Here is a 26,278-nt window from a genome sequence, read left to right as displayed (position 1 = left end):
CACGCTCCAAGGGTGTTGCGCACGGCGCCACGTCCGGAGCCGGCTCGACCACGGGCGAGGTGCCCCGCCGGCCCGCCCGATGCTCCTTCGGAACAACCCGGTCCAGGGATCTCACGGACCCGGCCGTCAGTCTCGTACGGATCCGCCATGATGGTTGCGGACCGAGGGTCCGGGTTCGGGGTGGGCGCCGCTGAGTTCGGGCTCCAGGCCCTCGCTCAACCCGGCGGGTCGACGGCCCGCGTCGGTGCGCCAGACCTCGAAGGCCCAGGTGGTGAGGGCCACGACGGCGAGGCCCAGGAGCCAGCCGCCCACGACATCGCTGAACCAGTGGACGCCGAGGGCGATCCGGGTGAAGCCGACACCGAGCACGGACACCACCGCGGCGGTCCAGCACAGCGCCCGCAGCGCGCGCGGCACCATGGGCAGCAGCACCAACAGCAGGATGGCGAACGAGGTGGTCGCGGTCATCGCGTGTCCCGAGGGGAAGGAGAATCCCGGCGCGTGCGCGACCGGGTCCTCCAGGGACGGCCGGGCCCGCTCGACCACCGTTTTGACCAGCAGCCCGATCAATCCGCCGGCCGTGGCCGTCACGGCGGACCAGGCGGCGAGTCGCCAGGCCCGGCGGTACAGCAGCCACATGGTCAGCAGCGCGACGATCGTCCGCAGGGTGACCGGGTCCCATACCCGGTCGGACAGGAAGCGCAGGACATCCGTCCATGCCGGGTGGTCGAGCGCGGTCTCGTTCAACCGCCGTGCCGTGCCCGCGTCGAGACTCCGCAGCGGCTGCCACCGCCCTTCGACCAGCACGAGCAGCAGACCGAACGGAACAGCGGCTACGGCGGCGACAGCGACCGAACCGAGGAGATGGAGGCCGAATCTCCGGTCGGCCGCCCGACGGCGACGGAGGTCGCTCAGTCGCCGGGCCGTTGCGCGGACCATCATTCAGACTCCCGGGTCGGCTGTGATCGGGCCCGGCCTACGCGCCCGCGCGGCCTCCAGCTGCGCGGCGAAGGACAGGCCCAGAAAGAGGGCGATGGACGTCAGGTAGGCCCAGAGCAGCAGGGACATGAAGGCGCTGAGCGGGCCGTAGACCGTGTCGAAGGACCCGCTGATGTCCAGGTACAGGCTCAGCAGCCAGGTCAGGGCCGTCCACAGGACGAGGTAGACGGCGGCGCCGAAGGCCAGCCAGGTGTAGCCGGGCTGGCGGCGGCGGGGGGAACGGCGGAAGATCGCGCTGGCCGAGAGGAGGGCGAGCAGCAGGCCGAAGGGCCAACGCAGGATCTCGCAGGCGGTCCTGGCATCGCCGTCGAGGTGGTAGACCGTCGCCGCAGCGGCGGCCAGGTCGCCGCCGGCCACCATCACGACGAACCCGAGTCCGAGCGGGATCCCGGCGCTGAGGGACATCACGAGTCCGCGCAGGTACTTCTGGTGGAAGGGGCGGTCGCGTTCGTTGCCGTAGATCCGGTTGGCGCCGCGTTCGATCTGGCACATCGCGGTGGTGACGTTGACCAGGGAGAAGAGCAGGCCGAACCAGAGGGCGATCTCGTCGCCGTCGCCCGCGCTGTGGCGGCTTCGGTCCAAGGCGTCGTCGACGATCTCGGCACTGGGCCCCTGCGCGATCCGGTGGATGGTCAGTTCGGCGAGTCTCCCGATGTTCTCCGTGTGCAGCGCGGTGGAGAGCCCGACGAAGGCGATGGCCAGCGGGATCACCGCCAGCACCGTCTGCAGGGCGAGCGCGCGGGAGTGGCTGAAACCGTCGGCGTAGCGGAACCGGACGAAGGAGTCGCGCAGGAGCGGCCAGCGGCCGTAGCGGCGGAGCGAGGCGAGGGCCTCGTCGGCCGAGAGGTCGTCGCCGGTCATGTCGCGGGTCTCGGGGACCTTGGTGGCGGTGCCCATTCACTTCTCCCGGGTGGGCAGCAGCACGGTCAGCGCGCCGGGGCTGACCTCGGCGGTGAGACGCCGGCCGTGGGACACCGGGTCGCCGTCGAGTTCACGCGACTGCGGTGCGGCGAAGGTGAGTTCGGCCCGCCGGAAGGTGCGGAACTCCACCGGTACGCCCTTCGTGCCGGTGCCCTCGGGGACGAGCGTTGCCACGGTCGTGGGCCGCGCGTTCCGCCCGCGGCCGCGTATCAGGATGCCCACGGCGCGCATCCAGCCGCCGGGGCCGCGCGGGTCCAGGATCAGCAGATCGAGCAGCCCGTCGTCGGGCCGGGCCGCCGGGAGGAGCGTCAGACCGCCTTGTACGGTGCCGACGTTGGCGAGGAGCACCATGCGGGCCGTGCGGTGCAGGACGGGCGCGTCGTCGAGCCGGACCGTCAGCCGCATCCGGGGTGTGCGCAGGGTGCCGACGGTGGCGAGGACGTAGGCGAGCCAGCCGACGGCGGACTTGGCGCGCTCGTCGGTGTGTTCCAGCATCGCGGCGTCGAGCCCGGCCCCGGACATCGCGGCGAAGTGGGTGGGGGCGAGGCCGTCGCCCTCGATGCGGCCGAGGTCGATGCGGTGCGGGGCGCCGGACAGGGCGGCGTCGAGCGCGGTGGCGGGGGTGAGCGGCAGGCCGAGGTTGCGGGCCAGCAGGTTGCCGGTGCCGCAGGGCACCACGACGAGCGGTACGCCGGTGCCGGCCAGGGCGTCGGCGGCCGCGCGGACGGTTCCGTCGCCGCCGCAGACCACGACCAGGTCCGCTCCGGCACGGATCGCGCCGGACGCCTGGCCGGTGCCGGGGTCGTCGGCGGTGGTCTCGATGAACTCCGGTGCGCGGTGGCCGTGTTGTTCCAGGATCCGCCGCAGTCTCTCGCGGGCCGCCGCGTCGGTCACCGTGGGGTTGAAGATCACGGCGGTGCTGCCGGGCTCGCGCTCCTCGGCCTGCGCGGTCGTGTCGGCGGGCCCGGTCCGCTGCGCGGGAACGGCGACAACGGAGCCGTCGGTGAACAGGGCGCGGCCGACGATCAGCAGGGACAGGGCGCCGTTGGCCAGTCCGCCGATCACGTCCGTGGGGTGGTGCATGCCCCGGTAGAGGCGGGAGACGCCGACAACCAGCGGCACGAGGAACAGCAGCCCGGCCAGCGGCCACCGCCACGGCCTGCGCACCCGGGACAGCACGAGCACCGCGAGTCCGGCGTAGAGCGCGGTGGCCGCGCCGGTGTGGCCGGAGGTGTAACTGGACGTCGGCGGGGAGGCGTCGAGGCGGTGCACCTGCGGGCGGGTCCGGTCCACCGACTCGGTGACGGCCAGGAACACCAGTGCCTGGAGCGAGACGGCGACGGCGAGGAAGACCGCCTGACGCCACATCGGCAGCCGGGGTACGAGCACCAGCGCCACGCAGCTCAGCAGGGTGACGGCGATCACCGTGAGGGTGTTTCCCGCCTCCGAGCCGAGGTACGACAGGGTGGTGAGCGGGCCCGTACGGATCCGCTCGAACCCCTCGTCGACATGGTCCTCGACCGTCAGCGGCCACAGGTTCCGGGCCGGGCCCGTGATCAGCAGTCCGAAGCCCACGATCAGGGCGGCCTGACAGACGGTCAGTACGCCGATGCGCGCCGCGGTACTGCCGGTACCGCGTGGCAGCACAGGCGACCGGCCCCGCCGGACCGCCTCGGATTCCTCCCCGGTCGCTCCTGCTGCTCTTCCCGGCACGGCGGTCGGCATCGGGGCTCCCACGGGTCGGCGCCTCGCGGCGGTCCACGACCGGATGCCGTTCGCACCCGACCCATCGCCGTCTGCCCCCGAAGCCGAGGCGCAGACACCTCCTCACGTGGGAATCCCCGAGCCCACGCCCCGGGCACGCGGGGAAGGCGATCCTCCGGGACTTCACGCCGGTACGGCGGAAACCTCGGGGAGGTCTCCGCCGTACCGGTTCAGGTGGTGTGTGCGGGTTAGCGGCGCCCGCCTCGGCGGTCCGCGAGTCGGTGGACGGCCGCGATCAGCGTGTCCACCTCCCCGTGCGTGTTGTAGAAGGCGAACGACGGCCGGACGGTGGCCTCCAGTCCGTACCGGCGCAGGATCGGCTGGGCGCAGTGGTGGCCCGACCGGACCGCGATGCCCTCCTCGTTGAGCGCGGTGCCGACCTCGGCGGGCTCGTAGCCGTCGAGGACGAACGACACGATGCTCGCCTTGTTCGGGGCCGTGCCGACCAACCGGAGCCCGGGCACGCCGCGCAGGCCTTCCGTGGCGTGCTCGACCAGGGTGTGCTCGTAGGCGGCGATGTTCGGCAGGCCGATGCGCTCGACGTAGTCGATGGCCGCGGCCAGGCCCACCGCGTCGGCGATGTTGCCGGTGCCGGCCTCGAAACGGCCCGGCGGCGGCTGGTAGCTGGACTTCTCGAAGGTGACGTCGGTGATCATGTTGCCGCCGCCCTCCCACGGAGGCATGTCCTCAAGGACCTCCCGTTTGGCGTAGAGCACCCCGATCCCGGTCGGCCCGAACAGCTTGTGCCCGGAGAAGACCAGGAAGTCCGCGTCCAGCGCCCTGACGTCGATCGGCAGGTGCGGGACCGACTGCGCGGCATCGACCAGGACGCGTGCCCCGGCGCGGTGTCCGAGCTCGATGATCTGCTCGACGGGTACGACGGTGCCGAGCGCGTTGGACATCTGGGTGACCGCGACGAGCTTGGTGCGCTCCGACAGGAGCGCGGCGTACTGGTCGAGCAGCAACTGGCCGCTGTCGTCGACCGGGATCACCTTGATCACCGCACCGGTCTGTTCCGCCAGCATCTGCCAGGGCACGATGTTGGCGTGGTGCTCCAGATGGGAGAGCACGATCTCGTCGCCCGCGCGGATGTGCGCGGGACCCCATGCCTTGGCGACCAGGTTGATCGCCTCGGTGGTGCCCCGGACGAACACGATCTCCTCGGCGGAACCGGCCCCGACGAACCGGGCGACGGTCTTCCTGGCACCCTCGTAGGCGTCCGTCGCCCGGGCGGCCAGCTCGTGCGCCGCCCGGTGGATGTTGGAGTTCTCCCGCGAGTAGAACTCGACCAGCCGGTCGATCACCGCCTGCGGCTTCTGCGTGGTCGCGGCGTTGTCCAGCCAGATCAGCGGACGGCCGTTGACCAGCTCGGACAGGATCGGGAAGTCCCGGCGGACCGCCTGCACGTCGAAGGCCGGGTGCTGGTCGACCTGTAGTCCCGACGGCGTGCCGGACGCGTCGGGTTCCTCGACGAAGTAGTACGGCGCGGTCGTCGCCGTCGGTGACATCACCTCGGGAAGCGGCGGCAGCCCGAGGTGCCCGAAGCCGGGAAGCTCGGGCGCCTGGGCGGGGTACCCGGGTGCCTCGGTGAGGAAGTAGTACGGCCCGGGGTCCGGGAGCCGGGCCGGTGCGGCCGGCGAGGGGGCGGGCGGCGGCCCCGGCGGGACCGGTGGCTCCGGGGTGGGTCCGGCGGCGCCGGGCGCACCCACGGCGTAGGGGCTGGTCATGAACGTGGCCGGGGCGCTGGTCGGTGGCGGCCCGGACGGCGGGCTCATTCCGGCGGTCGGTGCCGGGGGCGGCGGGTCCATGGACGGGAGGCCGGTCGGCACCGGAGGAAGCGGGTCCGCGCTCGGCACGCCGGTGGACACCGCGAGAGCGGATTCGGCAGCGGGCAGGCCGGTTGGCACCGCGGGCGCGAAATCCGCCGTCGGCGCTCCGCCCGGCTGGGCAGGGAACGGGCCCGGGGCCGGCGGACCGGTGGGCACCGCGGGAGCGGACTGCGCGGCCGACGGCCCCGCAGACGCCGTAGGAGAGGAGTCCGCGAGCGGCAGGCCGGTGGGCGTCGGCCATTCCGGCCGGCCGTCGAAGGCCGGAGTCGGCGCCTCCGTGTCCGCCGGCTGCCCGGGGAGTGCTCGGAAGAACTCCCCGGCCATCCGGCTCAGCGTCTCCTCGTCCGGCAGCCACGCGGGGGCGGCTTCGTTACCGGTGGGTGAGGGCGTGGTCATGGTTACCGGTAACTCGGCGCGTAGTCATGGAACTTGTCCACTTCGACGTCGTCCAGCACGGCGAGGGCGTCCTCGGTGAGTACCGCGAGGGAGCAGTACAGGGAGATCAGGTAGGAGGCGATGGCGCTGCGGTCGATCTGCATGAAGCGCACCGACAGGCCCATCCCCTGCTCGCCCGAGAGCCCGGGCTGGAACAGTCCCACCACGCCCTGGCGCGACTCGCCGGTGCGCAGCAGGATGAACTTCGTCTTCCCGTTCTCCAGCGGGACCTTGTCCGACGGGATGATCGGCAGACCGCGCCAGGTCAGGAACTGCGAGCCGAACATGCTCACCGTGGCCGGCGGTACACCGCGCCGGGTGCACTCCCTGCCGAACGCGGCGATCCCCTCGGGGTGGGTGAGGAAGAAGGCCGGCTGCTTCCACACCTTCGTGATGAGGGCGTCCAGGTCGTCCGGCGTCGGCGGCCCGGCCATCGTGGAGATCCGCTGCGTCTCCGCCGCGCTGGCCAGCATCCCGTACTCCGGGCTGTTGATCAGCTCGCCCTCCTGATGCTCCTTCACCGCCTCGATGGTCAGCCGCAGTTGCTGTGCCGTCTGGTTGTGCGGGCTGGAGTACAGGTCGGAGATCCGGGTGTGGAGGTCAAGGACCGTCTGGACGGCCTTGAGCCGGTACTCCCGGGGTTCCCGTGCGTAGTCGACGAAGGTGTCCGGCAGCGGCGACTCGTCGTAGTTGTCGCACTCGATGCGCACCGACTCCGGGTGAACGACCTTGTTCACCCGGTAGATGCCGGCCTCGACCGGGACCCAGGACATCAGATGCACCAGCCAGCGAGGCGTGATGGAGCTCATCTGGGGGACGGTCTTGGTGGCGTTCGCGAGGGTTCGCGCCGCGCTGTCGCTCACCGACATCGATCGCGACGGCGGGTTCACAGCCGTGGTCATGCGGCATCTCCTTTCCGCGCCCGGAGACCGGGCACGCGTGACGGGGTGAGATCACCGGCGGTCACCGAGGGGAAGGTGTGCGGCCGCGATCTCTCGCACCCACTATCGATTCACCGTCGCAGTAGGTCCGGTAATGGTCCAATGCGTGTTTTCGAGGCCGTCATCGACGCGGTCTATGATTCGCAAATGATCGACTTGAGTCGGTTGCGTGTACTGGTCGCCGTCGCCCGCGAGGGTTCGATCACGGCTGCCGCCGAGGCACTGCACTACGCGCAGCCGTCGGTGAGCCATCAACTCGCCAAGCTCGAAGCCGAGGTCGGCATGCCGCTGTTGCAGCGGATGGGGCGCGGTATCCGGCTCACCGAGGCCGGCCGGCTGCTGGTGGACCGCGCCGAGTCGATCCTCGCGCAGGTCGAGTCGGTGCACGCCGAACTGGACGAGCTGGCCGGGCTGCGTACGGGCCGGGTCCGACTGGCCGCCTTTCCCTCGGCGTTGGCCACGCTGGTGCCGCTCGCCGCCGCCCACGTCTCCGACCGGTATCCCGGCATCGAGCTGACCTTGCGGGAGGCCGAACCACCGGACGCGCTCAACGCCCTGCGCAACAACGACGTCGATGTGGCGCTGATCTTCGAGCACGGCGACCCGCCCCAGCGCGATCGCCGCGACACCACGATGACACCGCTCCTCGACGAACCGTTGTACGTGGTCACACCGGCCGACCGCTCCTGGGACGGGGCCGGGACCGATCTGGCCACCTATGCCGACACGCGCTGGATCGCCGGGTGCGAGCGCTGCCGCGAGCATCTCGTCGCGGCCTGCGGGCGGGCCGGGTTCTCGCCGATCGTCGAGTTCGAGACGGACGACTACGTCGCCGTACAGGCACTCGTCGCGGCCGGACTCGGCGTGAGCCTGCTGCCCGGACTCACCCTCCTCGCCAACAGGCATCCGGGTGTCCGACTCCACCGCATCGACGGCATGCGCAGACAGGTCGCGGCCGCCGTCTACGGCAAGCCCCCCGCGTCCCAGCCCGCCCAGGTACTCCTCGACGCCTTCGCCGCGACCCTCACCGAACCGGTATGGCCGTCCTGACGACACGCGCAGGTGCGGAGCGTGCTTCAGCGGTGATCGCCCCTGAAGCCGTCGCGTGCTCAACTGCCTTGTCCGGCAGGGCTGTTGGGCGAAGGCGTGTCAGTCCTGCGGCGGCACCGACAGGTCAGCCGCCCGCGGCCCCGCGTCGGGTGCGTGGAAACAGGCGCTGACCGACTTGCCATGGCGGCAGGGGTGCGACTCCCAGGTGTCGGCCACCGCGTCCACGAGGAGCATGCCGCGTCCGCCGAGCCGATCCGTACTGGCCTCGCGGGGAGTGGGCAGTTCGGCGGACTTGTCGTGCACGGAGACGTGCAGGCAGTGGTCGTCGCACGTCATCACCAACTGGGCGCTGCTGTGGGCGTGCCGGTGCGCGTTGGTCACCAGCTCGGAGACGGTGAGCAGTACGGCGTCCACCGTCTCCGGAGCGGTGGTGGTCCAGTGCAGCCCCTCAAGATGCTTGCGCGCCCAGTCCCGGGCCGATTTCACTTCGCTGTCCAACGGAAGCGTGCGGGCCCAGCCAACTGCCCGGAGTGACGAACCTTCCACAGCGATCATTCCTCCTTGGGTCGCGTGTTCCGCTCAGCGGACAGCGGGTCTCCCCCGGCCGCACGAGCGCGAAGCCGACGTGCTCAACGGCGGCCGCGAAGTTTGCCCAACAGGCGCCGGGCCTGGGCCTGGCGGCGCGGGTCGGCGGCGGCTCGCCGTACTTGTTCCACAGCGCGTCGCCCCTGGGGACTCCTGGCGAACCGCTTGATGCGTTCAACTACGCCCGACATGACGCTCCTTCTCCTCAGAGCACCGTGCTCATCGCTGTCTCGACTACCCCCGCGCCGTCGACTCAGCCCTGTCACCTGGTACTTGCGGAGTGCCAAGGTGTGTCAGGAGATGACCCGAAGCCGCCCGTGGGACCCGCAGCGGAGGTGGTCGAGGGCCTGCGCCGTGCTGTCGTCCGCAGGCAGGAGGACGACCAACTGCTGGGCGTCCGAGGGGAGTTCGAGCGTCTCGCGGAGCAGTCGGAGGTCGTACCCGGACGGGTGGCCGAGGCGGAGCGCCCCGCGTCGGGGAACCACGTGGCGGTTGAGGCGGCGGGTGAAGTCGGGGCCGGCGACGCGGGCGAGTTCCGTGGTGAACCACTCGGAGTTCTCCACGGACGGTCCGAGCCACAGGTCGAAGGCCTGCTCGTCCGCGATGTCGTCCCAGTCGGTGAAGAACGTCCGTGCGCGGGGGTCGGTGAAGACGTAGCGCGTGAGGTTCGGTGCATCGGCGTCGAGCAGTCCGGTTCCGCGCGTCACCGCCTCGTAGCCGCTGGTGTGGGCGAGGACGTCGCCCAGCCGGTTGGTGACCATCGCGATGCCCGGTTCCAGCAGACGGAGCGTCTCCAGGACGGACGGGCGGACCTCGCGACGCGGCGGCGCGGGTCGCGTGTGGGCGGAGCATTCGCCGCCGGTGATCTTCGTGAGGTAGCGCAGGTGCTCGCGCTCCGACGGGTTGAGGCCGAGCGCGTCGGCGAGCGCGTTGACCACCGCCACCGAGGGATTGCGGTCGCGGCCCTGTTCGATGCGGGTCAGGTACTCGACGCTGATGCCGGCCCGCGCGGCGAGGTCCGAGCGCCGTAGCCCCGGTGACCGGCGGCGGCCGTGATCGGGCAGGCCCAGCGACTGCGGCTGGACGCTGTCTCGCGTGGTCCGGATGAAATCCCCCAACGGCGAACCCATGCCGTGAGTTTACGGCGATCCCCGGCGGGCGCGGGGTGCTCAGCGTGGCCCTGCGGGGGCCAGCCTGAGCACGGTCTGGCTGCTGGTCCCGTGCGGTCCGATCGTGGTGGGCATGGAGAACAGACCTCAGCTGGTGATCATCGTCGGAAGCACGCGTGAAGGACGGTTCGGCCCGGTGGTGGCCTCGTGGGTCGAGGAACAGGTCGGCCCGCACGGCGTCTTCGAGGTGCAGGTCGTCGATCTGGCCGCCGTCGACATACCGTTGGCCCTGCCCGCGGCCTCGCCGAAGCACGCCGGAGACGACTATCCCCGCCCGGCCGGGATGACGGCACTGACCTCGGCGCTGACGCGGGCCGACGCCTTCATCGTGGTCACGCCGGAGTACAACCACAGCTACCCCGCGTCGTTGAAGGCCGCCATCGACTGGCACTTCACCCAGTGGGCGGCCAAGCCCGTCGCCTTCGTCAGCTACGGCGGTGCCGCGGGCGGCCGACACGCGGTGCTGCACCTGGAGAACGTACTGACCGAACTCCACGCGGTGACGATCCGCGACGGCCTCTCCTTCCCGAACTACTTCACGGCGTGGGCGGACGGTCGCCCGCTCGATCCCCAGGCCCCTGTGTACGCCAAGACCGTGCTCGACCAGCTGGCCTGGTGGGCGGTGGCACTCCGGTCGGCGCGGGACGCCGTTCCCTACCCGGGGTGAGCGGCCGGTTCGCTCGGCTTCGCCGCGGCCGCCAGGCCGGGCTGGAGGCGGCGGGCCGCGTTGAGGTGGTCGGCGGTCCAGATGATGCGGACGGCTGTCGCCGTGGCGTGTCCGTCGTCGCCGCGCAGGTCACGGCGCAGCGAGTGGACCAGCCGTGCCTCCTCGTCGGGGTCGCGTGCGAGCGGCGCGGGCACGGCGGTGTGCCGGCCGAGGCCGACGGCCAGGTCGCGGTACCAGTCGGCCAGCCGGCCGACGGTGTCGAGCAGGGTGAGCCGGGCCTCGGAACGGTCGGGTTCCATCGGTTCCTCGCCGCCGTTGCGCTGCCACAGTTCCAGCACTGCGTCCGAGGCGAGACGCAGTCCTACGATCCCGGTGACCAGGGTGGTCATGTCGGACAGCCGTACCGGCTTGGCGCCGCGTTCGGCGAGGTAGCTGCGGAAGGCGTCGTCCAGCCGGCGGGCCGCGGCGGCTGCCTGCCGGCCCGCCTCCACCGGGGCATCGGTCGGGATGCAGCCGATGCTGCAACGGCTGGCCGCGTACTCCACGGCGTCGGCCAGATAGCGGGCACTCTCGGTGTAGGCCGCCGACAGCGCCTGCTCCACGGCGGCCGCCGCGCCGCGCGGCCAGAAGAACAGGCCCACCAGGACGCTCACCCCGCAGCCGAGGGCGATGTCCTCGATCCGCAGCAGCACGATGTGCCAGTCGGGGTCCTGGCCGATGTTGAACAGGATGACCAGGGTGACGGTGAAGGCCGCCTGGCCGGCCGCGAACGAGATGGCGGCGGGCGCGATGCCGGCGACGAGCACGGCGACGGGGAGCAGGAACCAGAGCACGGTGCTGTGGTGCCCGATCAGCTGGAGCAGCCCGGTCCCGATCAGCGAACCGACGAGCGTGCCGCCCAGGGCCCGGAGCGCGTTCTGCCCGGTGTTGAGCGCGTTGGAACGCAGCACCGACAGGGTTCCCAGCAGGATCCAGAACGAGTGCTGGACACTGGTCACGTTCGCCAGGGCCACCGCGATGCCGAGGCCGAGCGCACCCCGGAGACTGTTGTGCAGCCACACCGAGCGCGGCTCCAGGTGTGCGGCGGCACGCTCTACGGCGGAGGCCAGCGGCTGGGTCAGTGCGCCGGGTTCCGTACCCAGCAGGCGCTCGGGCCAGCTGCGGCGCTCGGCGGCCGCGGCCAGGTCAACGTTGCCGGCGATCTGGAGGGTGGCGTACCCCAACTCCTGGGCGCGGAACGACAGGTCGAGGGTTTCGATGAAGGCGCGGACCTCCGACTCCGTGCCGGGCTTCGGCCGGTGCACGGGGAGTCGGTGGGTGGCGCGGAGTTCCATGTCGTCCATGGCCGTACGCAGGTTCACGAGGGCGGCGCGGAGGGCGTCGGGCGCGTTGCGCGGGGCGTCGAGGATGTCGGCCGCCTCGTCCAGGGCGGTGGCCGCCGCACGCCGTACGGCGTGCGCGTCCGCGTCGCAGGCCCCTCGGTTCTCCAGTGGCGGGCCGCTGCCGGCGACGATGGCGCTCAGCCAGGTCAGCTCGTCGACCAGCCGGACCAGAGCGCGGGAACCGGCCGACAGACCTGTGGGCCGGTAGAGCGTGGCGTCGAAGGCGGTACGCAGGTCGGCCGCCGCGGCGGCGGCCCGACCGGCGGTGACCTCGCACTGCCGGTCGGTGGCCGCGTCCGGCCCGCCGTCCAGCCAGGAGGCGTCGGTACGCAGTTGCTCCGCGGCGGCGCGGCAGACCCGGGCGGCGGGTGCGCTGAGCGGGTCCGCGGCGGGCCGGGGCCACAGCAGAGAGATCGCGAGCATGGCGGCAGCCGCCGCGAGGCCCGCTCCGGCCAGCCGTTCGGGCAGCTGGGACAGCGGGGCGGGCGAGGTCACCGGGAGGATGAAGGCCAGCAGCAGCGCGGTCGTCGCGCCCGCGAGAACGGAGCTGACCACACCCGAGAAGAGCACCAGGAAGCCGACCACGACCATGACGGTGACCGCGAGCCAGGTTGTCGGGGCCACCAGCGAGCCGAGACAGATGAGCACCGCCCAGGCCACGGCCAGACCCACGTGCGCCCGCAGCCGCTGCACCATGGGACCGGTGAACTCCACCAGCAGAAGCATCGAGAACGACCCGAACGCCGCGTAGGTCGCCATCGTCGAGGAATGCAGCACCTGGCTGCACAGGGCGAACAGCGCGGGCATCACCAGCGCGGTGCGCGCGGCCCGGCGAGTCGCCACCAGCCCCGGATCATGGTCGCGCAACCAGGCGGGGATCCGCCCGGGCAGCTCCCGCCAAGGTACGTCCATACGCTCGCGCACCTCCTGTCGGCACAGCACCCACATGCCCCGCCGTTCACGAGTATCCGGCATACACGGTGCGCCGTGCCGCGCCGAGCGCCAAGCTCCGGGCAAGGACGGGGACAGGGCTGGGCCCACTCACGCCGCAGACGCTCAAGGTCGCCGAGGTGCCGCGCCGGGTGCGCGTCGACCAACACCCTGGGCAACCGGTGGGCACCGTGCGTGGCCAATTCGCCCGGGCCGGCGCGAGCCTGGCCCGCCCACCGGATCCTCCGAGGCCGCGGTCACGATCCCGACCGGCAGATCACCCAGTACGTCGCGACCGCCGTCCGCAGTCCGCACTGGCGCCTGCGGCCGTGAGGAGGGCGGCTGTCTCGGGATGGGGACCGTTGCTCGCCCAGTCCAGGGGCGACCAGCCTTCGCCGTGGTCTTCCCGTACGTTCGGATCGGCGCCGTGGGCCAGCAGTTCGCGCACCGTCTCGACGTGCCCCCAACACGCCGCCGCGCACAACGGCGTGCCCTCCGCGCCGATTCCGGCGCTCTCGGTGTCGGGGGAGGCACCGGCCGCCAGGAGCAGCCCCGCGATCACGGCCTCTCCGTTCACCGCGGCGGCGTAGAGGGGTGTGGTGCCCTCGCTGTCGGCTCGCTCGGGGTCGACTCCGGCGCGCAGTACCGCAGTCACAACGGCGGTGTCACCTCCCTGTATTGCTCCGAAGAGACGTCTGGAGAGCTTCTTCCGCTGCCGCTGGTTCATGGGCCGAGATTAGGGTCGGGCTGCGAGGCAGAGCCACTCATATCCGCCGCACTTCCAACTCATGCGTCGGCAAGGGGATGATGACGGCTATGGCCCTGTCGACGGCGTTCACGAAGCTGTTCGGTGTGCGACACCCCATCGCGCTGGCCCCGATGGGCGGGTCGGCCGGCGGTGCGCTGACCGCGGCCGTCTCCCGGGGTGGTGGGCTGGGGCTGCTGGGCAGTGGGAACGGTGAACGCGCCTGGCTGGCCCGCGAGTTGGCGGTTGTCGCCGAACAGACCACGGAGCCCTGGGGAATCGGCTTCCTCACCTGGCAGATCGATATCGACGCGGTTGAACACGCCCTGGAGCACAACCCCGTTGCCGTGATGCTGTCCTTCGGGGATCCGAGCCCGTTCGCCGAACGAATTCGCCGGGCAGGTGCGGCACTGATCATTCAGGTGACCGATCTGGAGGAAGCCAGGCGAGCGGTGGACCTGGGTGCCGACGTCATCGTGGCGCAGGGATCCGAGAGCGGCGGGCACGGCGCCCGGCACGGCCGTTCCACCCTGCCGTTCGTGCCGGTCGTCGTGGATCTGGCGGCCCCCGCACCCGTACTGGCCGCAGGTGGCATCGCCGACGGCCGCGGCCTGGCCGCCGCCCTCGCCCTGGGAGCCGCCGGAGCACTCATCGGCACCCGCTTCCAAGCCACGACCGAAGCCCTGGTCAGCCCGACGGTCAGCACCGCCATCATCCAAGCGCGAGGCGAAGACACCGAGCGCAGCAGCATCCTCGACATCGCCCGAAACTCCCCCTGGCCACGGAAATACACCGCCCGCACCCTCGCCCACCCCTTCCTCGACGAATGGCGCGACCGGGAGACCGAACTCACCACCGACCCCCACGCCCGACACGCCTACCAAGTCGCCCTGTCCCAGGGCGACATACCGGCACTCCCCGTATGGGCCGGCGAAGCCGTCGACCTCATCAACGACCTTCCATCCGCAGCCGACCTCGTCAACTCCCTTGCCACACAAGCGGAGCACGCACTCGCCCGCGCCGGGAAGGGGTGAGGGAACCACGCCGGATGAGATCGGACCGGGAGTCGCCTCCGCCGGATTAGCCCTACGGAGCCTCAAGGAGGATTTGGATCCCCAAGGACTCGTGGCCGTTCATCGTGGGCACCGTGATGGTTCGGGTGCCGATGGTTTCGAAGTCGGCGAGCAGCGTGGTGAGCCATTGCCGGGAGTGGTGGCGGCAGACGGCGCCGTCGTCGGTCTCGAAGACGCCGTAACCGCCGTAGAAGGTGGCGTAGTTGTTGTAGCGGCTGCGGTTGCGTTCGTCGTCCTGCAGGAGAAAGTCGCTGATGTAGAGGCATCCGCCGGGCTTGAGGATGCGGTGCAGTTCGGCGATCAGACGGCGCTGGGACTCGTCGCCGGGGATGCAGGTCAGCACGGCGAAGAGAAGTATCGCGTCGAATTCGGCGTGCGGGGTGGGCCAGGTCGGCGGTGTGTCGAGGGTGGTGAAGTGCCTTGTGGGGTGCAGATGTTGGGCCCGTTTGATCATTTCCGGCGAGGTGTCGGCGCCCGCCAGGTTGGTGAAGCCGTGCCGTTCGAGTTCCGCCATGGTGCGTCCGTAGCCGCATCCGTAGTCGAGAATCGCGGCGTGCCTGCTGATCCCGTGCAGCCAGGGCAGGTGGAGTGGGTGGGTGAACGTCTTTGTCGCCGCGGCGGCATCCCAGTAGGGGATCTGGCTGGTCGGGCCGGACAGGTACCCATGTGACCGTGGCCGCACGACCACTCCCTTCAATCGCCCCGAGGATCGCACTGGTTGGGAATGTTCCCCATAGCCGTCGTGTCGTATCCCCGCCGCGTCACACATCGCCCTCGCTCAGGACTCCGTACATCCGCGTGCGCCGCATTACGGGGTTCGCGGCGGCGGCGTCGGCGACGTCAGGGGTCGGGTCCGAGAGGAGTTGGTCCAGCAGGGCGTCCGAGGCCTGGGGGTGGCGGGCGACACCGCGGCGGAGGAACGGCTCCGGCGCGGCGGAGAGTTGGCGGAGGGCGGCCACCGGTAGTTCGGGGTCCCGTAGGGCGACGTAGCGGACGCGGGGGTCGGGCTCGTCCACGAACGTACGGAGTGTGTGGCGTGGGAAGTTGGGGTGTTCGACGAGCGGTGGCCGGATGTGGAATTCGTCGCCGTGGGCACGGACGAGACGTTCCAGGACTTCCGGTGGTGTGTCCGGGCGGCGTGCCGCGGTGCGGCGGACTTTGATGTCCGGGTCGTCGTCCAACCGGCGCCACGCCTCCTCCGGCAGGTCTCGGCAGGTCGCCAGTACGCGTCGGAACACCGGCTGGCGGCAGTTCAGGTAGGTCAGCCGCTCGTCGAGGGGCTCTTCGCGCAGCCAACTCGGTTCGGTGAAGCTCCAGTTGAGGGCTATGCACGCCTTCGCGCTGCCAGCCTCGCGCTCCGCTTCCACGAGCGCGTACAGCCGGTTTCGGGTGTCGGCGTCCACGTGGCGGCTCTGCGCGATCGCGACGCGCACGTTCGGGTCGTCGACGTCCAGGAGATGGGCGACCATGTCTGCGGACAAGTGCGGGTTTCCGGCTACGAGTTCCCGGATTTCCTCGTCCTCGGTTCGCATCAGCTCTGCGAACTGGTCCGGCGTCAGCGGGACGTAGTGCGCCACATTGGCTCGCACGGCCGGGTCGGCGATGCATCGGTCCGTCCATTCCGGCGGGACGCCCGGTTGTGACCGCACGGTGGCGGCTGCTCGGACCTGGGGATCCGGGTCGGCGAGCAGTGCGGCCTGGACCGTCATCGGGCGGTCGTGCCAGGATCGCGCGACCGCGGCACGGAGCCTCGGATCCCGTGCGCCGGCCAGCGCCGTTCGGGGTTGGCCGTAGGCCTCCTCCAGGTCGGCGATGCCGATCCCCGCCTCGCGGTCCACCATGTGACGAACGAAGTCCGCGTGCGCGTCACGGATCGCCGGATCCGGATGCTCGGCGATCCTGCGGCGCATCTCGGGAGAGATCCGGTCTCGTCGAAGCACCGCCGCGGTTCCGCTGCCGTCGTGTGTCAACAGGGCCTCGGCCACGGCATCCGCCAACCGACCGGCGCGCAGCGACAGTCCGTGCCGACCGGCCGGGTGTGCGGCCAGGCGGACCAGAACGTCCTGGGGAGCGGCTGGGTTGCGCGCGAGCCCCGAGAGTCGCGGATGTCTGACGGATGTCATGCCGTGAACCTAGTTGGCCTCTCGTCGGCCTTGTGTGCGAGCCCTTCCGTGCGGGCCGCAGCAGCCAACTTCGCGGCGGTGGAAGCGAGTTGGAAGAGCCGCGACCTCAACTCCACGCGACCGCCGCCCCCTCAGGCATCCCCCGCGCCCAGCACATACAGCCCCGGAAGATTCACCACGATCGCCTCCTGCGTACTCCGCGCGATCACGACCACGGCCTCTTCCGCCGGGTCCGGGTTCTCCTCGCGGTGCGGCACGAACGGCGGGACGAAGATGTAGTCGCCCGGGGACGTACGCAGGCGGATCTCCTCCGGTTGGGGGCCCGTGTCGTCGAGGAAGACGAACTCGGGGTGGCCGCTCACCACGTAGATGGCGGTCTCGGATTCGCCGTGGTGGTGGTCGGAGGACGAGGTCGAGGGGGCCACATGGGTCTGGCCCATCCACAGTTTCTCCGAGCCGACCGTCTTCCCGCTCACCGCGGCGAACCTGCGCATGCCGCCGCTCTGTGCCGTGTCGCCGTCGAGGGCGCCGGCGCGGACGTGGTGCAGGCGGGTGCGCAGGGGGGCTGCCGACTGCCCTGCGGCGTCGTGGAGATGGGGGTGGAAACCTTCGCCGGGGGTTGTCAACGGCTCGCTCATGGTTGGCGACGCTAGAACCGTCCCGGAAAGGATGTCAAGAGGTGTCCATTGTCCTTCACCTGCGGCAATGTTCCCGCAATGTACGAGGGGACGGATGCGTGGAACGCGTGAGGGGAACCCGTGGAAGCCCTCGTGACCCGGCCCGCGTCGGGCATCATGTGCGCATGCATATTTCCGCGAAGGCGGACTACGCCACGCGGGCCCTGTTGGAGCTCGCCTGCGAACCTGCCCGTCCGCTCACGTGCGAGGCGATCGCCTCCTCGCAGCAGATCCCGTTCCGGTTCCTGAAGTCCGTCGTGGGCGAGTTGCGCAGAGCCGGTCTGGTGCGCAGCCAGCGCGGCTGCGAAGGCGGGTACTGGCTCGGCCGGCCCGCCGACGAGATCACGCTCCTGGACGTCGCCCGCGCGGTGGACGGTGAGTTGATCACCCTCCGCAGCGAACCCCTGGCCGCACTCGACTATCCCGGCCCCGCCTCCGGCCTGCCCGGAGTATGGCGCCGGATCGAGGCCGAGGCCGCCGCCGTCCTGGGCGGCACGACCCTGGCCACCCTGCTTCCGCCCGCCACGAAGGACGAACATGCCCCGGGCGAGCACCTCACCCGCCAGGGAGCCGCATGACCGCCGACACCAACGCCGACACAGACCAACCACCCCTGGAAATCATCGAGTTCACCGACCCCCTGTGTCCCTGGGCCTGGGGATCCGAACCCGTGTTCCGCCACCTCCGCGCCGCCCTGGCCGGCCACAGCCACGTCCGCTGGCGCCGCGCCTACTGCATCCTCTTCGACCACGACGACGACCCCGCGCCCGACCCCGCCGCGGAAACCGCCTGGTACTCCCGCTACGTCGAGGACATCAGCGCCCACACCCACGCGCCGCGAGCGCTCCGGCTGAGCCGCGTCGCCGCGAGTTCCTGGCCGGCCTCGCTGATCGCCAAGGCCGCCGAAGCGCAGGGTGCGCAGGTCGCCGATCGGGTGCTACGGCGGCTGCGGGAGAGCGTGTTCGTGCTCGGGGAACCCGCGGACACCCCCGAGTCGGCGCTGGCCGCGGTGTCGGGCGTACCCGGTCTCGATGCCGACCGGCTCGCGGCCGACGCGGCGTCGCCCGAAGTGCTGGCGCAGGTACGCGCCGACCATGCCGAGGCGCGCCGTCCCGTCGACGAGGTGCTGTCGGTGCGGGGCTGCGACTCGCCCCATCCCGGTACCGCCAAGGAGACCTCCGACGGCCAACACCGGTACGCGCTACCGACGTTGCTCGTACGCACCGCCGCCGGACACCACCGCGCCGTGCCCGGCTGGCGACCGTACGAGGAGTACGTCTCGGCCATCAACGAGCTGAGCCCCGGGCTGCTGCCCATGCCTACGACGCCGAACTCCGGACTGCGCCCCACGCCCACGACGCCCAACTCCGGACTGCCGCCTACGTCCACCACGGTGAACCCCGGGGAACCGTCCGCGCCCCCGCCGCCGCACCCGGCGAACGCCCCCGCGCCCACAACTCCGGCCCCTGGACGGCCACTCACGCCCACAACACCGGCCCATCAGCCGCTGCCCGCACCCGCCCCCCTCGACCCCACAGCAGCCCTCGCCCACTACCGCACCCTCACCGACCCAGAACGCACCCTGCTGACCACCGGCACCCCCTGGCCCCCACCCACCGCCGTCCGCGTCGACACCGCCAACGGCCCCCTCTGGCTCCACCCGGACGAAGCCGCAGTGCACCCCGCCACCACCCCCTCCCCTCCCGGCACCCCTCCCCCCGTCCCCCACTAGCCCTCTGATCAGCACTCAGCGATCGTCCCGCCGAATGAGACACCAATTGGTGTCCATTGACAGCCGCCGACAGCTGCCCCCAGGATGTGCAGCATGCTCACGACGCACCCCGGTGTGGTGTGCCGCTACGTGGACCTGCGGCGCACCTGCAGCGCTCTCTGTCGCTGACCCGCCGACTCCGGCCCACAGGCGCCTGACCCCGCTCCCGTAGGCACCGGCACTCCGCCGGTTCGCCGCCCAGCGCCGTCTCCTCGCGCCCCCCTCGCGTTTCGTCGCCTCCTCCGCCTCCCTCCGTGTCCCGGGCCCTCTCCCGCGATCCGCCGACGCCTCCTGCCCTGGGCGCGGCATGCCCCCGTGCGTATCGAAGCCGCACCGGCATGCCCGTCGTCCCGGTCTCCGTGGTGTCCGGCCCCCGGGTGTGCCGCCCTCGCTTCCTTTCCGCTGCCCCGGCGCGGCCGGAAGCCCTCGAAGAAAGAAACGAAGATGTCCGGACGACTCACGCCCCGCAACGGCCGGGCGGCCTTCCGCCCCGGCAGACTGCGCGCCGCCGCCCTGGGTACCGCCCTCGCCACCGTGCTCGTCCCCGCCCTCAGCGCCTGCGGCGGCGACGCCTCGACGGCCGGCGGTAGCGCCACGCTGAAGTGGGCTTCCTCCTACTTCCCCGCCCACTGGGACCCGGTCGTCAGCGGCAGCGGCGCCCAGTTCCGTGAACTCGCCCTGGTCTACGCCTCGTTGACCCGTACGGACGCGACCGGCAAGGCCGTGCCCGACCTGGCCAAGAGCTGGGAGTACAACGCCAAGGGCGATCAGATCACGTTCCATCTGCGCCCGGGCCTCAAGTTCAGCGACGGTACGCCGGTGGACGCGTCCGCCGTGAAGGCCGCGATCGTGCGCGCCCAGAAGCAGAAGAACTCGGCGCTCTTCGGCGACCTCACCTCCATCAAGTCGGTGGACGCCAACGGGCTGGACGCGGTGCTCCACCTCAGCCAGGTCGACTACCAGATCCCCCAGCTCCTCGGCGAGCGCGTGCTCCAGATCGCCAGCCCGAAGGCGGCCGCGTCGCCCACCAAGCTGGACCAGAACCCGGTCGGCGCGGGCCCGTTCACGGTCACCCAGCTCGTCCCGGGCACCAAGGTGCTGCTGAAGAAGAACCCCGACTACTGGGACGCCAAGGACATCCACATCGACAACGTCGAACTGACCTCGGCCCCGGACGCGGCGACGGTCGTCTCCGGACTCCAGACCGGCGTCTACAACTTCGCCGACATCGCGCCCAGTCAGGCCGAGGCCGCCAAGAAGGCCGGACTCGACGTCTTCGTCCAGCCCGGCTTCAACGCCTCCAACATCAGCCTCAACGTCAACAAGGCGCCGTTCAACAACGCCAAGGTCGTCGACGCGGTCCGCTACGCGGTCAACCGCCAGGAGTTCGTGGACAAGCTGACCTTCGGTTACGGCTCGGTCACCAACCAGCCGTTCCCCAAGGGGTATGTGGCCTACGACCCGCAGTCCGCGAACGACTACGCCTACGACCCGGCGAAGTCGAAGCAGCTGCTCTCCGAGGCCGGTTACAAGGCGGGCCAGATCAAGCTCAGCCTGGTCATCCCGGCGGAGGACCCCTCGGCGGAGATCGTCCAGGCGCAGCTGGCGAAGGTCGGCATCACGGTCGACATCAAGGTGGACAAGAACTGGGCCACCCCGTTCTTCGCGAAGAACCTGACGCTCTCCATCTACGGGACGACGGGGCGTGACTCCGCCGCGCAGACGCTCACCGCGCACTTCGGTCCGAACGGCCCGCTCAACCTCAGTTCGCCGTACGAGCCTTCGGGCTTCGAGGCGGCCATCGCCAAGGTGCGGCAGACCCCGCTGGACTCGCCCGACTACGCGAAGGTCCTCCAGGCGGCGACCCGGGCCGGTCTGCAGAGCAAGGCGCTGGTCTTCACGTACTCCTCGCCCAACCTGATCGCGAAGAGCAAGTCCATCTCCGCCCTGCCCAAGAACCCGGCCCACATCGACTGGACCGGCGTGACCATCGGCTCCAACTGACACTCCGTCACATCCCTTGCAGGTACTACCCGTACAGCCACTACAGAGAGGGGGCAAGCCATGACGACGACGGAGGCACCGGCCACACCACCCGACGTCCGTCACCGGATCACCACGACCGGGACGCGGCACACCGTGGGCCGCGTCCTGGTCACCCTCGCCCGGTCGATCGCGATCTTCGTGCCCGTGTTCCTGGTCGCGACGTTCGTGACGTTCGCGCTGCGGTCACTGAGCGGGCTCAGCCCGGCGCGGATCCAGCTGGGCGAGGAAGCAACTCCCGAAGCGGTAGCCAGAGTTGAAGCACACTGGGGACTCAACCGGCCCTTCCTCGTCCAGTACGTGGACTGGCTGGGCGGCGTCCTGCACGGGCAGCTCGGCACCAGCTGGACCAACGGCGCCGACATCTCCACCCTCATCGGACTCGGCCTGGGCGTGAGCCTGTCGGTGGCGTTCTTCGCGCTGATCATCGGCGTGGTCGCGGGCTTCGCCCTCGGCACGCTCGCCGCGGTGCGCCGTACGACCTGGATCGACCGCGCGATCACGGGCTTCGTCACGGTCATCTCGGTGATGCCGGCCTTCGTCGTCGGCATCGTGCTGGTCGCGGTGTTCGCCGTCGGACTGCATGTGTTCCCGTCCGCCGGATACGTCCCGGCGGCGCAGGGGGTCGGGCCCTGGCTCGCCCATATCACCCTGCCCGCCGTCGCGTTGAGCTTCGACGTGATCGCCGACGTCGCCCGCCAACTGCGGACGAGTCTCATCGCGGCCTACCGCGAGAACTACGTGACGGGCGCGGTCGTACGGGGGCTCAGTCCGCGGCGGATCTTCTTCGGGCATGTGCTGCGCAACGGCCTCGGCCCGGCGCTCGCCACGCTCGGGCTGAAGTTCCCCACCCTCGTCGGCGCCTCCGTCGTCACCGAGTGGATCTTCGGGCTCCAGGGATTCGGCCGGTTCGCCAACGACTCCGCCCAGGCCGGTGACGTACCGGCCGTGCAAGGGGTCCTCGTGGTGTCGATCGTCCTGGTCGTCGTCTTCAACCTGATCGTCAACCTGGTGCTGGCGCGTGTGACGCCGGCGTCCCAGCGGGGGGTGTGACCATGGTGCGCCGCGTGCTCTCCCTGACGTCCGGCCGGATCGCCCTGGTGATCCTGACCCTGATCGCCCTGCTCGCCGTCCTCGGGCCGTTCATCGCGCCCCACGACCCGCTGGCCACCAGCTCCGACACCCTCGCCGAGGCGTCGGGCGCGCACTGGCTCGGCACCGACTACCTCGGCCGCGACGTGCTGAGCCGGTTGCTCGACGGCTCCCGGGTCAGCGTGCTCGGCTCGCTCGAAGTCGCCCTCACGGCACTGGGAGTCGGGGCCATCCCCGGCATCCTCTCGGTCTACTTCGGCCGGGTCTTCGAGTGGGTCACCCTCCGGCTGACCGACACGCTGGTCGCCCTGCCCTTCCTGCTGTTCGCCGTCGCCGTCGTCGCCCTGCTCGGCAACGGCATCACCCAGGCGATGCTGGTCACAGGGGTGCTGGTGTCCCCGTTGTTCTACCGCGTGGCCCGCGCCGCCACGCTGGCGGTGGCCCGATCGCCCTACGTGGAGGCCGCGTTGATCTCCGGGGCGTCGATCGGATGGGTGGTCCGCAGGCACGTGTGGGTCAAGGTGCTGCCGCCGATCGCGGTCGCGCTCGCCCAGACCATCGGCGTCGGCTTCGTCATCGTCTCGACGCTGACCTTCCTGGGCATCGGCGTCCAGCCGCCCGCGCCCACCTGGGGCGGCCTGCTCGCCTCGGACCTCGGCTATCTCACCCAGAAACCGTGGGCTCCACTGGTCCCCGCCCTGCTGATCATGGTCACGGTCTGGGCCTGCAACCTGCTCGCCGACGCGATCCGCGACGTCTCCGGCGAGGCGGGCCGCGCCCTGGTCAACAACCGCAAGGCGCGCGCCAATCGACTCTCCAACACCATCGATACCGACGCCGCTCACGTTCACGCCGGAGGTGCGTGATGGCAACTCTCTCCGAGAAGGTCCTCACCAAGGCCGAGCAGAACAGCAGGGCCGAGGTCGAGGAGACCGGCACGACCGAGCCCGTCCACCAGGCCTCCCCCTCGACACCCGTCCTGTCCGTGCGCGACGTCCGCATCAGCGACCGGGCCGCCGACGACGAGATAGTGCACGGTGTCTCCTTCACGCTGACACCCGGCAAGGCGGTCGGCATCGTCGGCGAGTCCGGCAGCGGCAAGACCCTCACCTGCCGGGCCACGCTGGGCATCCTGCCCGCGCACTTCGAGGTCACCGGCGGCTCGATCGAGATCGACGGCCAGGACATCTCCGGGCTCTCCTCGGCCCAGTGGACGGCACTTCGCGGCGCCACGATCAGCGCGGTCTTCCAGGACCCGGCGTCGTATCTCAACCCTTCGATCCGGGTGGGCGCCCAGATCGCCGAGGTCCTCAAGGTCAAGAAGGGACTCAAGCGACGCGAGGCCCGTCGGCAGGCGATCGACCTGCTCCACGCGGTGCATCTGCGCGACCCTGAGCTGGTCTACAGCCAGTACACCTACGAACTCTCCGGCGGCATGCTCCAACGCGTCCTCATCGCCGCCGCGATCGCCGCCGACCCGCGCATCCTCATCGCCGACGAGGCCACGACCGCGCTCGACGTCACCGTCCAGGCAGAGATCCTCGACCTGCTGGCCGACCTGCGCGAGCACAGAGGCCTGGCACTCGTCCTGGTCTCCCACGACCTGGCCGTCGTCGCCCAGCTCTGCGACGAGGTCCTCGTCATGCGACAGGGCGAGGTCGTCGAACAGGGCCCGACACACGAGGTGTTGCACAACCCGCAGCACGAATACACCCGGCTGCTGATCGCCGAGCACGAGCAGTACGGCCTGGACAAGTTCCTCGGCACGGACGCCGTGGAGCCCGAGCGGACCGCCGCCCTGGACGCCGCAGAGGAGGACGCGTGAGCACCGACCGCCCGGCGTCGCAGACCGCCGAACCCACCCGACCCGTCCTGGACGTAACCGACTTGGAGGTGCACTACGGCCTCCGCCGGCGCCGCCGTCAGGCGCTGAACCGGGTCTCCCTGAGCATCGCGCCGGGTGAGACCGTCGGCATCATCGGCGAGACCGGCTCCGGCAAGTCGACGCTCGCGCGGGCCGTGCTCGGCCTGGTGCGTGCCTCGGCCGGATCGATCGTGATCGACGGGGAGGAGGTGAGCGCGTACGGCCATCGTCAGTGGCGTGCGTTGCGGCGGCGCGGTGTGATCCAGTACGTCTTCCAGGACCCGCTGCGCAGTCTCGACCCGGACGTGCCGGTCGAGGCGTCCCTCGCCGAACCCCTGCTCATCCAGGGCGTGTCCCGGCAGGAGGCGGCGACCCGGGTGCGCGCGTTCCTCGACCGGGTACGGCTCTCCCCCGAGCTGCTCGACCGGCTGCCCGGCGAGTTGTCCGGCGGTCAGCGTCAACGGGTCGCGGTGGCACGGGCGTTGGTGACCGAACCGCGTCTCGTGATCCTCGACGAGCCGGTCAGCGCGCTCGACTCCGCCAACCGCGTCCAGATCCTGCAGATCCTCAAGGAACTCCGCGCCGACGGAGTCGCCCTCGTCTTCATCTCCCACGACCTCGGGTCCGTCGCCGGGGTCGCCGACCGCATCGCCGTCCTCTACCAGGGCGAGTTGGTCGAGGTCGGCGCCACCGCCGACGTCATCAACCAGCCCCAGCACCCCTACACGCGTCTGCTCGTCCGCTCCGCGCCCACCCTGCACAACGCGGCGGCGGACCGGGCCGAACGCGACGCTCTGCGCGCCCTTCTCCACGCCTGACACTCCCTCAACTCGCCCTGGCAGAAGCACCCCTGACAGAAAAGGAACAGCCATGTCCCGCACGCTCCACCTCGCCCTGCACCCCTACGGCGTGGGCGGTCCCGGCCAGCACGGACTGTGGAAGGACCCGCGCGTCGCGAAGAACGCCAGCATCGACATCAACTACTACATCCGGCTGGCGCAGGCGGCCGAACACGCCCTGTTCGACGCCCTGTTCATCGTCGACAGCCAGTTCATCAACTCGACCTACCCGGCGCACTACCTGAACCGCCTCGAACCGCTGACCCTATTGTCGGCCGTCGCCACCCACACCAAGCACCTCGGCCTGGTGGGCACGGCGAGTTCGACGTACAACTCGCCCTTCAACCTCGCCCGCCGCTTCGCCTCGCTCGACCACATCAGCGGCGGGCGGGCCGGCTGGAACGTCGTGACCAGCTTCGACACCGGCACCGCACGGAACTTCGGGCTCGACGAGCACCTCGACTACGCCACCCGCTACGGGCGTGCCCTGGAGTTCGTGCAGGTCGCCCGCGGACTGTGGGACTCCTACGAGGACGACGCGTTCCCGGCCGACGTCGAGCGGGGCGTCTTCCTCGACCCGGCCAAGCTGCACGAACTCGACCACGCGGGCGAGCACTTCAAGATCGCGGGCCCGCTGAACCTCTCCCGCTCCCCGCAGGGCCAGCCGGTGATCTTCCAGGCCGGCGTGTCCGAGGAGGGCCGTGATCTGGCCGCGCAGGTCGCCGAGGGCATCTTCGCGCCCGGGGGCACCCTGGAGTCGGCGCGGGACTACTACGCCGACGTCAAGAAGCGCGCGGCCGCCTACGGCCGTGACCCCGAGCACGTCAAGATCCTCATCCACGGCGGCCCGGTCGTCGCCGCCACCGACGAGGCGGCCCGCCGTCGCGAGCGGGAGATCTTCGAGGAGGACGACGACTTCACCCGCAACCTGGCGCTGCTCGGCCGTTCCTTCGGGGCGTACGACTTCAGCGTGCACGACCTGGACGCGCCCTTCCCGGATGTCGCCCACCTCGCCGAGAAGGGCGGGCGCACGGGTGCCACGCAGCTCATCGCACGGGCCAAGGCCGAGAACCTGACCCTGCGTCAAGTGGCCGAATCCATCAACCAGTTCCGTCAGTCGCCGTTCGTCGGGGACCCGACGACCGTGGCCGACACCATCCAGCAGTGGTTCGACGCCCGCGCCTTCGACGGCTTCAACCTCGCCTTCCGCACCGAGGAGGAGCTGAATTACTTCGTCGACAGTGTCGTCCCGATCCTCCAGAAGCGTGGCCTGTTCCGCACCGAGTACACGTCCGACACCCTGCGCGGCAACCTCGGCCTGCCGATCCCGGCCAACCGCCACTCCCGCGAGCGCCAGCTCGTGAACGACTGAGGGCCGC

At 70.8% G+C, this 26,278-nt stretch carries 23 protein-coding genes; 11 read left to right on the top strand and 12 right to left on the bottom strand.

All coding sequences use genetic code 11. From position 1 onward, the window contains the following. Positions 1 to 126: 126 nt before the first annotated feature. The 5 genes from OG407_RS47765 to OG407_RS47745 form a co-directional block, all read right to left on the bottom strand. Positions 127 to 942, bottom strand: coding sequence for a phosphatase PAP2 family protein (locus OG407_RS47765; RefSeq protein ID WP_405867512.1), 816 nt, complete (start codon positions 940 to 942; stop codon positions 127 to 129). Further along, on the bottom strand, positions 943 to 1,896 hold the full coding sequence (locus OG407_RS47760; protein WP_405867510.1) for a YihY/virulence factor BrkB family protein: 954 nt from the start codon (positions 1,894 to 1,896) through the stop codon (positions 943 to 945). Next, positions 1,897 to 3,645, bottom strand: a complete 1,749-nt coding sequence (locus OG407_RS47755; RefSeq protein ID WP_405867508.1) for a diacylglycerol kinase family protein — start codon at positions 3,643 to 3,645, stop codon at positions 1,897 to 1,899. It abuts the gene before it with no gap. 227 nt (positions 3,646 to 3,872) lie between these two features. After that, the gene (locus OG407_RS47750; protein ID WP_405867506.1) at positions 3,873 to 5,909 is read right to left on the bottom strand and encodes a family 2A encapsulin nanocompartment cargo protein cysteine desulfurase; all 2,037 of its coding nucleotides are present in this window, start codon (positions 5,907 to 5,909) and stop codon (positions 3,873 to 3,875) included. Positions 5,910 to 5,911: 2 nt separating this feature from the next. Next, positions 5,912 to 6,850 carry a family 2A encapsulin nanocompartment shell protein gene (locus OG407_RS47745; protein ID WP_405867504.1) on the bottom strand — a complete coding sequence of 313 codons (939 nt, stop codon included), beginning with the start codon at positions 6,848 to 6,850 and terminating at the stop codon, positions 5,912 to 5,914. A 186-nt stretch (positions 6,851 to 7,036) separates the two neighbouring features. On the opposite strand from OG407_RS47745, the gene OG407_RS47740 reads away from it, so the two are divergent. Further along, positions 7,037 to 7,939, top strand: coding sequence for a LysR family transcriptional regulator (locus tag OG407_RS47740; RefSeq protein ID WP_405867502.1), 903 nt, complete (start codon positions 7,037 to 7,039; stop codon positions 7,937 to 7,939). A gap of 99 nt (positions 7,940 to 8,038) precedes the next feature. Here the strand turns inward: OG407_RS47740 and OG407_RS47735 are convergent, their stop codons facing one another. Continuing rightward, entirely contained in the window at positions 8,039 to 8,494 is a 456-nt protein-coding gene (locus tag OG407_RS47735) for an ATP-binding protein (protein WP_405867500.1), read from the bottom strand. Between the two features lie 323 nt (positions 8,495 to 8,817). Then, positions 8,818 to 9,654 (bottom strand): helix-turn-helix domain-containing protein, encoded by an 837-nt coding sequence (locus OG407_RS47730; protein WP_405867498.1) that lies wholly within the window; start codon positions 9,652 to 9,654, stop codon positions 8,818 to 8,820. Positions 9,655 to 9,766: 112 nt separating this feature from the next. Between OG407_RS47730 and OG407_RS47725 the strand changes: the two genes are divergently transcribed. Then, positions 9,767 to 10,360, top strand: coding sequence for an NADPH-dependent FMN reductase (locus OG407_RS47725; RefSeq protein ID WP_405867496.1), 594 nt, complete (start codon positions 9,767 to 9,769; stop codon positions 10,358 to 10,360). Here OG407_RS47725 and OG407_RS47720 read toward each other — a convergent pair. Next, positions 10,348 to 12,654: an FUSC family protein gene (locus OG407_RS47720; RefSeq protein WP_405867494.1), complete on the bottom strand. Its 2,307-nt coding sequence runs from the start codon at positions 12,652 to 12,654 to the stop codon at positions 10,348 to 10,350. The genes OG407_RS47725 and OG407_RS47720 overlap by 13 nt on opposite strands. A 295-nt stretch (positions 12,655 to 12,949) precedes the next feature. Next, complete coding sequence (locus tag OG407_RS47715) at positions 12,950 to 13,399, bottom strand: ankyrin repeat domain-containing protein (RefSeq protein WP_405867492.1); 450 nt, start codon at positions 13,397 to 13,399, stop codon at positions 12,950 to 12,952. Positions 13,400 to 13,488: 89 nt separating this feature from the next. Between OG407_RS47715 and OG407_RS47710 the strand changes: the two genes are divergently transcribed. Continuing rightward, positions 13,489 to 14,451 carry an NAD(P)H-dependent flavin oxidoreductase gene (locus OG407_RS47710; protein ID WP_405867490.1) on the top strand — a complete coding sequence of 321 codons (963 nt, stop codon included), beginning with the start codon at positions 13,489 to 13,491 and terminating at the stop codon, positions 14,449 to 14,451. A gap of 52 nt (positions 14,452 to 14,503) precedes the next feature. Here the strand turns inward: OG407_RS47710 and OG407_RS47705 are convergent, their stop codons facing one another. The 3 genes from OG407_RS47705 to OG407_RS47695 all read right to left on the bottom strand — a co-directional run bounded on the left by OG407_RS47705 (position 14,504) and on the right by OG407_RS47695 (position 17,251). Continuing rightward, positions 14,504 to 15,172, bottom strand: a complete 669-nt coding sequence (locus OG407_RS47705) for a class I SAM-dependent methyltransferase (protein ID WP_405867488.1) — start codon at positions 15,170 to 15,172, stop codon at positions 14,504 to 14,506. Between the two features lie 79 nt (positions 15,173 to 15,251). Next, a complete protein-coding gene (locus OG407_RS47700) occupies positions 15,252 to 16,613 on the bottom strand; it encodes a hypothetical protein (RefSeq protein WP_405867486.1) in 1,362 nt (453 codons plus the stop codon). Between the two features lie 131 nt (positions 16,614 to 16,744). Continuing rightward, the gene (locus OG407_RS47695) at positions 16,745 to 17,251 is read right to left on the bottom strand and encodes a cupin domain-containing protein (RefSeq protein WP_405867484.1); all 507 of its coding nucleotides are present in this window, start codon (positions 17,249 to 17,251) and stop codon (positions 16,745 to 16,747) included. Between the two features lie 164 nt (positions 17,252 to 17,415). Between OG407_RS47695 and OG407_RS47690 the strand changes: the two genes are divergently transcribed. The 8 genes from OG407_RS47690 (at position 17,416) to OG407_RS47655 (ending at position 26,271) form a co-directional block, all read left to right on the top strand. Then, positions 17,416 to 17,868: an RrF2 family transcriptional regulator gene (locus tag OG407_RS47690; RefSeq protein WP_405867482.1), complete on the top strand. Its 453-nt coding sequence runs from the start codon at positions 17,416 to 17,418 to the stop codon at positions 17,866 to 17,868. Then, entirely contained in the window at positions 17,865 to 19,022 is a 1,158-nt protein-coding gene (locus OG407_RS47685) for a DsbA family protein (protein WP_405867480.1), read from the top strand. Before OG407_RS47690 ends, OG407_RS47685 begins: the two co-directional genes overlap by 4 nt. A gap of 483 nt (positions 19,023 to 19,505) precedes the next feature. Next, positions 19,506 to 21,065 (top strand): ABC transporter substrate-binding protein, encoded by a 1,560-nt coding sequence (locus OG407_RS47680; RefSeq protein ID WP_405867478.1) that lies wholly within the window; start codon positions 19,506 to 19,508, stop codon positions 21,063 to 21,065. A 60-nt stretch (positions 21,066 to 21,125) separates the two neighbouring features. Next, a complete protein-coding gene (locus OG407_RS47675; protein WP_405867476.1) occupies positions 21,126 to 22,157 on the top strand; it encodes an ABC transporter permease in 1,032 nt (343 codons plus the stop codon). A 2-nt stretch (positions 22,158 to 22,159) separates the two neighbouring features. Further along, complete coding sequence (locus OG407_RS47670) at positions 22,160 to 23,062, top strand: ABC transporter permease (RefSeq protein WP_405867474.1); 903 nt, start codon at positions 22,160 to 22,162, stop codon at positions 23,060 to 23,062. Then, positions 23,062 to 24,021 (top strand): ABC transporter ATP-binding protein, encoded by a 960-nt coding sequence (locus OG407_RS47665; RefSeq protein WP_405867472.1) that lies wholly within the window; start codon positions 23,062 to 23,064, stop codon positions 24,019 to 24,021. Before OG407_RS47670 ends, OG407_RS47665 begins: the two co-directional genes overlap by 1 nt. Continuing rightward, on the top strand, positions 24,018 to 24,878 hold the full coding sequence (locus OG407_RS47660) for an ABC transporter ATP-binding protein (RefSeq protein WP_405867470.1): 861 nt from the start codon (positions 24,018 to 24,020) through the stop codon (positions 24,876 to 24,878). Before OG407_RS47665 ends, OG407_RS47660 begins: the two co-directional genes overlap by 4 nt. A 52-nt stretch (positions 24,879 to 24,930) precedes the next feature. Then, entirely contained in the window at positions 24,931 to 26,271 is a 1,341-nt protein-coding gene (locus tag OG407_RS47655) for an LLM class flavin-dependent oxidoreductase (RefSeq protein ID WP_366495731.1), read from the top strand. Positions 26,272 to 26,278: the final 7 nt, after the last annotated feature.

The sequence above is a fragment of the Streptomyces sp. NBC_01515 genome (assembly GCF_045040345.1).
In the GTDB taxonomy this organism is placed as follows: Bacteria; Actinomycetota; Actinomycetes; order Streptomycetales; family Streptomycetaceae; genus Streptomyces.
Note: the sequence above shows the minus strand (reverse complement) of the source record. Positions and strands in the feature narration are given on the sequence as shown.

Excerpts from the sequence above, each read along its gene's own strand:
- OG407_RS47765 (WP_405867512.1), bottom strand. The coding sequence starts at position 942 with ATGATGGTCCGCGCAACGGCCCGGCGACTGAGCGACCTCCGTCGCCGT.
- OG407_RS47760 (WP_405867510.1), bottom strand. The coding sequence starts at position 1,896 with ATGGGCACCGCCACCAAGGTCCCCGAGACCCGCGACATGACCGGCGAC.
- OG407_RS47755 (WP_405867508.1), bottom strand. The coding sequence starts at position 3,645 with ATGCCGACCGCCGTGCCGGGAAGAGCAGCAGGAGCGACCGGGGAGGAA.
- OG407_RS47750 (WP_405867506.1), bottom strand. The coding sequence starts at position 5,909 with ATGACCACGCCCTCACCCACCGGTAACGAAGCCGCCCCCGCGTGGCTG.
- OG407_RS47745 (WP_405867504.1), bottom strand. The coding sequence starts at position 6,850 with ATGACCACGGCTGTGAACCCGCCGTCGCGATCGATGTCGGTGAGCGAC.
- OG407_RS47740 (WP_405867502.1), top strand. The coding sequence starts at position 7,037 with ATGATCGACTTGAGTCGGTTGCGTGTACTGGTCGCCGTCGCCCGCGAG.
- OG407_RS47735 (WP_405867500.1), bottom strand. The coding sequence starts at position 8,494 with ATGATCGCTGTGGAAGGTTCGTCACTCCGGGCAGTTGGCTGGGCCCGC.
- OG407_RS47730 (WP_405867498.1), bottom strand. The coding sequence starts at position 9,654 with ATGGGTTCGCCGTTGGGGGATTTCATCCGGACCACGCGAGACAGCGTC.
- OG407_RS47725 (WP_405867496.1), top strand. The coding sequence starts at position 9,767 with ATGGAGAACAGACCTCAGCTGGTGATCATCGTCGGAAGCACGCGTGAA.
- OG407_RS47720 (WP_405867494.1), bottom strand. The coding sequence starts at position 12,654 with ATGGACGTACCTTGGCGGGAGCTGCCCGGGCGGATCCCCGCCTGGTTG.
- OG407_RS47715 (WP_405867492.1), bottom strand. The coding sequence starts at position 13,399 with ATGAACCAGCGGCAGCGGAAGAAGCTCTCCAGACGTCTCTTCGGAGCA.
- OG407_RS47710 (WP_405867490.1), top strand. The coding sequence starts at position 13,489 with ATGGCCCTGTCGACGGCGTTCACGAAGCTGTTCGGTGTGCGACACCCC.
- OG407_RS47700 (WP_405867486.1), bottom strand. The coding sequence starts at position 16,613 with ATGACATCCGTCAGACATCCGCGACTCTCGGGGCTCGCGCGCAACCCA.
- OG407_RS47695 (WP_405867484.1), bottom strand. The coding sequence starts at position 17,251 with ATGAGCGAGCCGTTGACAACCCCCGGCGAAGGTTTCCACCCCCATCTC.
- OG407_RS47690 (WP_405867482.1), top strand. The coding sequence starts at position 17,416 with ATGCATATTTCCGCGAAGGCGGACTACGCCACGCGGGCCCTGTTGGAG.
- OG407_RS47685 (WP_405867480.1), top strand. The coding sequence starts at position 17,865 with ATGACCGCCGACACCAACGCCGACACAGACCAACCACCCCTGGAAATC.
- OG407_RS47680 (WP_405867478.1), top strand. The coding sequence starts at position 19,506 with ATGTCCGGACGACTCACGCCCCGCAACGGCCGGGCGGCCTTCCGCCCC.
- OG407_RS47675 (WP_405867476.1), top strand. The coding sequence starts at position 21,126 with ATGACGACGACGGAGGCACCGGCCACACCACCCGACGTCCGTCACCGG.
- OG407_RS47670 (WP_405867474.1), top strand. The coding sequence starts at position 22,160 with ATGGTGCGCCGCGTGCTCTCCCTGACGTCCGGCCGGATCGCCCTGGTG.
- OG407_RS47665 (WP_405867472.1), top strand. The coding sequence starts at position 23,062 with ATGGCAACTCTCTCCGAGAAGGTCCTCACCAAGGCCGAGCAGAACAGC.
- OG407_RS47655 (WP_366495731.1), top strand. The coding sequence starts at position 24,931 with ATGTCCCGCACGCTCCACCTCGCCCTGCACCCCTACGGCGTGGGCGGT.